The organism is Streptomyces sp. NRRL B-24085, from assembly GCF_001282115.1.
In the GTDB taxonomy this organism is placed as follows: Bacteria; Actinomycetota; Actinomycetes; order Streptomycetales; family Streptomycetaceae; genus Streptomyces.
The window spans coordinates 1-6,986 of sequence record NZ_LJBR01000310.1; the positions used below are offsets into that span (position 1 = coordinate 1).

The following is a 6,986-nucleotide window of genomic DNA, read 5'->3' on the forward strand; positions in this document are numbered from 1 at the left end:
CGACGCCCCCTCCCTCATAGAGGTCCCCCTGCTCACCCAGCAGTGGCTCGACCTCGCCTTCGTCCACTGGGCCGTCGAACCGGCGGTCGTGGCGGGGCTGTTGCCGCGCGGCACGGTCCCCGACACCCACGACGGGCTCACCTACGTCGGGCTGGTCGCGTTCCGGATGCACCGGGTCGGCTGGCTGGGGCTGCCGGGGGTGCCGTATCTCGGGACCTTCCCGGAGACCAACGTGCGCCTGTACTCGGTGGACGGGCACGGGCGGCGCGGGGTGGTGTTCCGCTCGATGGACGCCTCCCGGCTGATCCCGGTGGTGATGGGACGTGTCGGCTTCCGGCTGCCGTACCTCTGGTCCCGGATGAGTGTCCGCACGGCGGGTGACACCGTCACCTACCGCAGCTCCCGCCGCTGGCCCGGGCCGCGGGGCGCCCGCAGCCTCATCACGGTACGGATCGGCGAACGCATCGGGGAGCCGACCGCGCTCGAGCACTTCCTGACCGCCCGCTGGGGGATGCACAACGCCTTCTTCGGCGGCCCCGAGCCACTGGCCTACCTGCCCAACGACCATCCGCGCTGGCCCCTGTACCGCGCCGACCTCCTCACCTGCGAGCAGGACCTGGTCACCGCGGCCGGCCTGCCCGCCCCCGCCGACGCCCCGGTCAGCGTCCTGTACTCCCCCGGCGTCCCGGTGCGCCTCGGCCGCCCGGCCCGTCCCGCGGGCATCCCCACCCCCTGACGGCGGAGGAACGGCGTTCCCCGGACATTCACGGGGGGATCACGTCCGGGGGGTTGAACCGGTCCGCGACCCCGCTAGCGTCTGTGGGCGTCCCGACCCACTCGAGTGAGGTGCCGATGTCCGCAAGACATGTCCTCGCCGGCCTGGCGCTGGTGCTCGCCCTGTCGGCCGCCCCGTCCGCGACGGCGTACGACGGCCACCAACCCCCGAGAGGGAAGCCGCACTTCGACCTCCAGGCGCACCGCGGCGGTATCGGCATGACCACCGAGGAGTCCCTGGAGGGCTTCGGGAAGGCGATGCGCCTCGGGGTGTCCACGCTGGAGCTGGACACCCATGTCACCAGGGACCTGAAGGTCGTCGTCAACCACGACCGGCAGATCAGCGCGGTCAAGTGCCGCGACACGGGGCCGGTGACGGCCGGGGACCCGATGTACCCGTACGTCGGCAAGTACATCAAGGACCTGACGCTGGCTCAGATCAGGACCATGGACTGCGGATACCAGCAACTGCCGGGCTTCCCCGAGCAGGAGGTGGTCAAGGGCTTCCGGATCGTCGAGCTGAAGGACGTGCTGAACCTGGTGAAGAGCTACCGCGCCAAGCGGGTCAAGCTCAACATCGAGACGAAGGTCGAGGCCGGGGCGCCCGAACAGACCGCGCCGCGCTCGGTGTTCGTACGGCGCGTCCACGAGGAGATCCACCGCTCCGGCATCGAGGACCAGGTCACCATCCAGTCCTTCGACTGGGGCGCGCTCAGGGAGATGCACCGGCTGGCGCCGAAGTGGCCGCTCGTCGCCCTCACCAACTACGACTTCCTCCAGGTCGGCAAGCCGGGCGCGTCCCCGTGGCTCGGCGGCATCGACGCCGACGACTACGGCGGCGACTTCGTCCGAGCGGCCGCCACGATCCCCGGAGTCAAGGCCCTCTCCCCCAACTACGGCTTCCCGCAGAGCGGCAAGGTCGGCGACCCCGGCTTCCGTTTCTACGCCGACCGGACGATGGTCGAGGCGGCCCACGCCCGGGGCCTGAAGGTCATCCCGTGGACCTGCGACGACCCGGCCACCGTGGAGGCGCTCATGGACATGGGCGTCGACGGTGTCATCACCGACTACCCGAACCGGGTACGGCGGATCATGGCCGAGCGCGGCATGCCCCTGCCGAAGGCGTACCGGCCCCGCTGACACCACGGTCCCGACCGGCGGCCTCCGGCACGGCACTCGGCGGCCTCCGGCGCGGCGATGTCAACGTACGTCTACGGGCGGCGGGTGTCCGCCGGGAAGGTCCGCGCGGGCGCCGGACGCCTGCTCACCCAGCCGTACAGGACCACCGAGCAGACCGCGGCCAGCGCGCACCAGGTCGACACGAACTCCAGCCGCCACAGCAGCCAGCACACCAGGGCACCGGCCCCGGCCAGGACGCCGAGCGCGGTCAGCCGGCGGTCGCCGGAGAGCAGCAGCGCGCCGACCGTGGCGACCAGGTAGCCCGCGACGAGCAGTTCCGGCCGGGGCAGTCCGATGACGTAGGCCATGGTGTGGCCGCGGATCTCGGCCCGGACGGGCCGGGTGGCGAGACCGTGGGCGAGAAGGGCGGCGGTCAGCGCGCCCACCGCCACCAGCCCCGTCACCCGGCGGCGTACGGCCCGGCGGGCGGCGGCGCACCACACGCCCACCGGCACCCACACGGCGAGCACGGGCAGGGCGATGACGGCCCAGGCGACGGTGGCGGCGCCGGTTCCGCCTCCCTGGTGCCAGATCCGTGCCTCGACGAGTTGGTGGGCGCCGAGCAGCAGGGGCAGCGCGGCGAGGGGCAGGTCCTCGGGGCGGCGGGTCCGGATCACACAGGCCGCCCCGACGGACGCGACGGCCGCGCCCGCCACGAGATCCGCTGTCGCACTCCAGCACATGACACCACCATGTCAGGCCGGGCCCTCGCCCACGCACTGCGCCACGAGGTGGACGTGTCCTGCACGGACCGCTCATTCGCAGATGTGCTGCGGTGGCCGGAACGTGGGGTCGGTGCCGGAGTCCCTGTTCGCCTGGACCCGTACCGTCTCCAACTGCGCCAGAAGAGACGTGAGCTGACGCTTCGTCGGGTCGCGGAAGAACTCCAGGACCGCTCGGTGGAAGGCGTCGCGGAGTTCGGGCGGCATCACGTCGGAGGCGTCGAAGCAGAGGACGCGGGCGCCGGAGAGCAGGGAGTCGATCCTCCGCTCGACCGGCGTCGCGGAGTCCGGCGGCGACAGCCCGGCCGTGGCCGGGAACAGCGGCCGTACCGCGGGCTCCGCCTCCGCCCACCACAGCTCCCGCCCGGCCGGGCTGGACAGTCGCTCCACGAGCTGCTGGGCGTCCGGGTCGTCGCTGAAGACGGCGGCCATGTCCCCCGCGACCTCGAAGGCGTCCCGGTACGCGGACGGCCCGTCCAGATAGCGGGCCGACGGCTCCACCTTCACGTCGTCGCCCGCGTAGACGTACCGGATGAAGGCACTCTGGTGCTCGTGCGAGCAGGTGAACCCGGGTGAGTCGAGCAGGCCGCGCGGCTGCCCGTCGGCCCCCGGCACGCCCTCGAACGAGGTGGTCAGGGACGTTTCGACCGACTCCGGGGAGCGCTTGCCGAGCAGGTGCGCCCAGGTCGTCCAGGCGCGTTCGACGGCCGGGTCGCGCCAGTCGAGGCGGCCCCTGGCCCACTCGTCGTAGCGGGTGGGGCCCGCCTGGTGGAGCACGAGGTCCTCGATCCAGTCGGTGCCGGGCCAGCCGGAGGTGGCCTGGGAGGCGAGCCCCACGCACCAGGCGGGCCGGTCGTCGGGCGCGTCCCGTTTGCTCCACACCAGGCTCTTGAGGTCGGCCTTCAGCGGCACCCAGTACGGGCGTGCCTTGTTGTCCACGATCAGCACCGGTACCCAGGGCGGGAAGGCACGCTGGGCGGTCTCCGTGTCGAGCGGCTTGAGCTTGTCGCGGCGGGCGTACTCGGTGAGTTCGCCGATGCTGTTGAGGACCGCCACGTCGGGCGGGTCGTCGGCCTCCAGTTGTGAGACGAGCGTCTCGCGCAACGAGCGGGTGCCCTCGTAGGTGTACGTCCGTCCGGTACCGTCGTCCAGTTTGTCGAGGACGGCTTCGAAGGCCTTGCCCTCCTCCCCGGTCCAGGGGCCGAGGACGACCAGCGGGTCGCGGCTGTCCGAGCCGCAGCCGGGGACCAGGGCGAGCAGACACGCCACGAGCAGGACGCGCAGGACACGGCTCATGCGACGGCTCCCGGCCGGGCGACGACGAGGTACTCACGGCGGTAGGCGTGCAGCGTGCCGGCGATCACGGCCGCGCCGACCAGGCCGGTGGGGAACACGAACGGGGCGATGCCGTCGAGGAAGGCGAGCCGTCCGTCCGCCAGGCCCTCGTCGATCCGGGCCCGGAGGGTCTCGATGGCCTGCGGTTCCGGTCCGGCGAAGGGCCGCTCCTCCGCGACCGTCTCCGTCCCGGGCGAGGTCCGCTCGGCCAGCGCGTCCGCGACGGGGACCGTCTCGTGCTGGGCGTGCAGGGCGAGCAGGGCGTCGACCGCGAGGAACGGCACGGCGAGCAGCGGCAGGGCGGCGGCCGTGAGGGGGATGCTCAGCCGGATCCGGAAGCGGCGGCGCAGGAAGGACACCGTCCGCCACAGCCCGGTGGCGAGCAGGGCGAGAGCGAGCGTGCCGATCACGGTCGCGGCGATGGTGTCCGCGCCCCAGGCGGCCCGGTCGGCGAGGCGCGCGCGCAGCCGCCCCTCCAGGCCGGTCACCCGGTCGACGATCGAGGTGGCGGCGGAGCCGGTCGCGGCCGGACAGGCCGGGTAGGGATCGCTGTCGGTCGCCGCGGCGGCCCGCGAGCAGAGCATGCTGCGCGCGTAGGTGAGTTCGGCGTCGCGCAGGACCAGGTCGGTGGCGTGGCCCTGGGCCCGGCCGATCCAGCCGGTGTAGTCGACGACCAGCGCGGACACGACCCGTACCTCCTGCTCCTCGGCGACGGTGAGGGCTCCGCTGCGGGTGACCTGGTTCAGGCTCTGCGTGGCGCGGGCGATCCGGGTCCGGTACCGCTCGCTGAGCCCGCTGAGCTCGGCGGCCCGTCCCTCGGCGAGGTTCCGTTCGGCCTCGCCGTGCGCGATGAGCAGCGAGGCCCGGGCGTCCGCGAGGTCGACCAGCGCGGGTGCCGCGCGTTCCCGGATGTACGCCGAGTCGCCGCGCACGTCCGCGTAGGCCCAGCCGAGCGCGCCGAAGGCCAGCACGGCGAGCAGCGGCAGCGCGACGAGCCGGTCCCGCAGGTAGGCGCGGTTGGGCCGGCCGTGCTCGGAGGGCCAGGCGTAGCGGTGGACGCGGCGGCCGAGTTCGGCGGTTACGGCGGAGACTGCCCGCGAGAGGCGGAGGGTGCCTTGTGCGACGGTCCGTAAGCGGCCGTCCGGAGCCAGTCGGCGACTCTCTTGCCGAGCCATGGGCTGTCCCTGTGGTGTCGGAAGGCGAGCGGGCGGACCTCGTAGGCGCGGTCCAGGAGGATCTCGGCCACGGCCGCGTCCTCGGGGGCGGCGGAGCGGGCGGCCTGGTGGGCGAGGGTGACATAGCGGCGGGAGAGGTCCTCCCGCAGGCCGTGTTCGTCCGGCGGGAGGCCGAGCCGGGGGTCCGCGCCGGCGGACAGGGCCGCGAGGCCCGCCGCGTCCAGGGCGCCGCGGCCGAGGGCGCCCTGTACGGCCTCCCAGACCTCCACGGTCATCCGGACCCTGGCCTCCTCGTCGGTCAGGCCGTGCGCGTGGAAGAGCAGGGCGAGGCGCCCGACCGCCTCGTGGAGCCGCTGCGGCACCTCCTCGTCCCGCCCGGCCCTGCGCACGTACTCGATGCCGATCCGCACGGCCGCGGTGCGCGCGGCGGTCCGGTGCCGCGAGTGCTGCGGTACGGCGTCCAGTTCGCGTACGGCCTCCTCGCGCGCTCTCTCGCCGTCCAGCGCGAGCCGGGACCGTGCGGCGCCGAAGGCCGCGCTGCCCAGGGACGGGTTGCGCAGCCGGACCGCCTCGTAGAAGGTCAGGGCCTCCTGCCGGCGTCCCAGGCGTTCCGCGCAGTGCCCGAGGGCCAGCTTGGGCGCGTACTCCCCGGGGATCGCCGCGTACACCCGGTCGAAGTGCCGCCGGGCCTCGGCGACTTCGTCGCGGGCGAGGGCGAGGAGCCCGTGGTGCCAGTCCAGCCGCCAGTCGTACGGGGCGCGGCGGGGGCCGATCCGCGCCTCGGCCGCCCGGAGTTCGCGTTCGGCGGCATCCGGTCCGTCGGCCGGGTTGCGCAACCGCAGCCGGCAGCGCAGGAGATGGACCTCCGTGGAGGCCCGCCAGTCACCGATGTGCTGGAGCAGTGCCTCCGGGGCGGCGTCGGCGAGCCTGCTCAGTGCGGCGTGGTGCTCGTCGTGGGGGTCGGGGCGCGGCACGGGCAGGCGCTGGGCGACCTCGACGGGCGAGGGCGGTGCGAACGGGGAGGGTGCGTCGGGGGCGGCCCAGTGCGCGAGGGGTGGCGCGGAGCCGAGGGCGCCGTCGAGGGCGTAGGCCGACTGGAGGAAGAGCGGCGAGGGCTCGAACGTCTCGGCACCGGTCCTCAGTGACCGCAACTCCCTGAACACGCCTCGCAGTTGCTGCTCCATCTCCCGCGCGTCGGCGAACCTCCCGGCGGGCCGGCTGGACGTGGCCCGGTGCAGCACACGGGCGAGCGAGAGGAGCCCGAGACCACGGGGGACGGGGGCGGTGGCGTCGGCGGGCCGCCAGGGCTCTTTGGCGGGCGCCCCCGGCGGCGGCCCGGGTTCCGCCGCGTCGCCCCGGGCTGGTCTGGAACGCGGGACTCGTCCGTCACCGGGTTCCTGAGCCCTCCCCGACGCCTGGGGAACACCCTGAGCCGGCGGCGCACCCGATGCCTCGCCGACGTTCAGGAGCCCCTCGGCGGCCGGTCCCGGGACGGCACCCCGCACGCTCTCGCCACCGGGCGGCTCCTCACCGGCCCGCTCCTTCTTCTCACCCGTGGCCAAGGCCGCCCGGACGACCCGCGTCTGTTCGGCGGCGGACAGGGCGCCCCCGGCGGCCCTCGCCACCTCGCCGGTCGCCGCGGTGCCGGGATCGCCCTCACCGGCCTTCCCGGCTTCCACCCCGGTCGTCCCTCCGGCGCCCGCCCCGGCCGGCCGGCCGGCATCCTGCCGCGCGCCCCCTCCGCCGTCCACTGCGGCCGCCCTTCCGGGACCGGCCCCCGTCGACGCGCCCGCTCCCGCAC

General features: G+C 74.3%; 6 protein-coding genes. 2 read left to right on the forward strand and 4 right to left on the reverse strand.

From position 1 onward, the window contains the following. Both AOJ26_RS29955 and AOJ26_RS29960 read left to right on the forward strand, forming a co-directional pair. A partial coding sequence (locus AOJ26_RS29955) for a YqjF family protein (protein ID WP_053851496.1) occupies nt 1-736 on the forward strand: 736 nt, incomplete at its 5' end. A gap of 116 nt (nt 737-852) precedes the next feature. After that, on the forward strand, nt 853-1,914 hold the full coding sequence (locus AOJ26_RS29960; RefSeq protein ID WP_053851497.1) for a glycerophosphodiester phosphodiesterase family protein: 1,062 nt from the start codon (nt 853-855) through the stop codon (nt 1,912-1,914). A gap of 71 nt (nt 1,915-1,985) precedes the next feature. Here the strand turns inward: AOJ26_RS29960 and AOJ26_RS29965 are convergent, their stop codons facing one another. From AOJ26_RS29965 to AOJ26_RS29980, 4 genes are all read right to left on the reverse strand, one after another. Beyond that, the gene (locus AOJ26_RS29965) at nt 1,986-2,636 is read right to left on the reverse strand and encodes a DUF6629 family protein (RefSeq protein WP_053851498.1); all 651 of its coding nucleotides are present in this window, start codon (nt 2,634-2,636) and stop codon (nt 1,986-1,988) included. Between the two features lie 72 nt (nt 2,637-2,708). After that, the gene (locus tag AOJ26_RS29970) at nt 2,709-3,971 is read right to left on the reverse strand and encodes an extracellular solute-binding protein (RefSeq protein ID WP_053851499.1); all 1,263 of its coding nucleotides are present in this window, start codon (nt 3,969-3,971) and stop codon (nt 2,709-2,711) included. Then, the gene (locus AOJ26_RS29975) at nt 3,968-5,185 is read right to left on the reverse strand and encodes a hypothetical protein (protein ID WP_053851500.1); all 1,218 of its coding nucleotides are present in this window, start codon (nt 5,183-5,185) and stop codon (nt 3,968-3,970) included. The genes AOJ26_RS29970 and AOJ26_RS29975 overlap by 4 nt, the downstream gene beginning before the upstream one ends. Beyond that, nucleotides 5,089-6,864: a tetratricopeptide repeat protein gene (locus tag AOJ26_RS29980; protein ID WP_234358697.1), complete on the reverse strand. Its 1,776-nt coding sequence runs from the start codon at nt 6,862-6,864 to the stop codon at nt 5,089-5,091. The genes AOJ26_RS29975 and AOJ26_RS29980 overlap by 97 nt, the downstream gene beginning before the upstream one ends. Between the last annotated feature and the right edge of the window lie 122 nt (nt 6,865-6,986).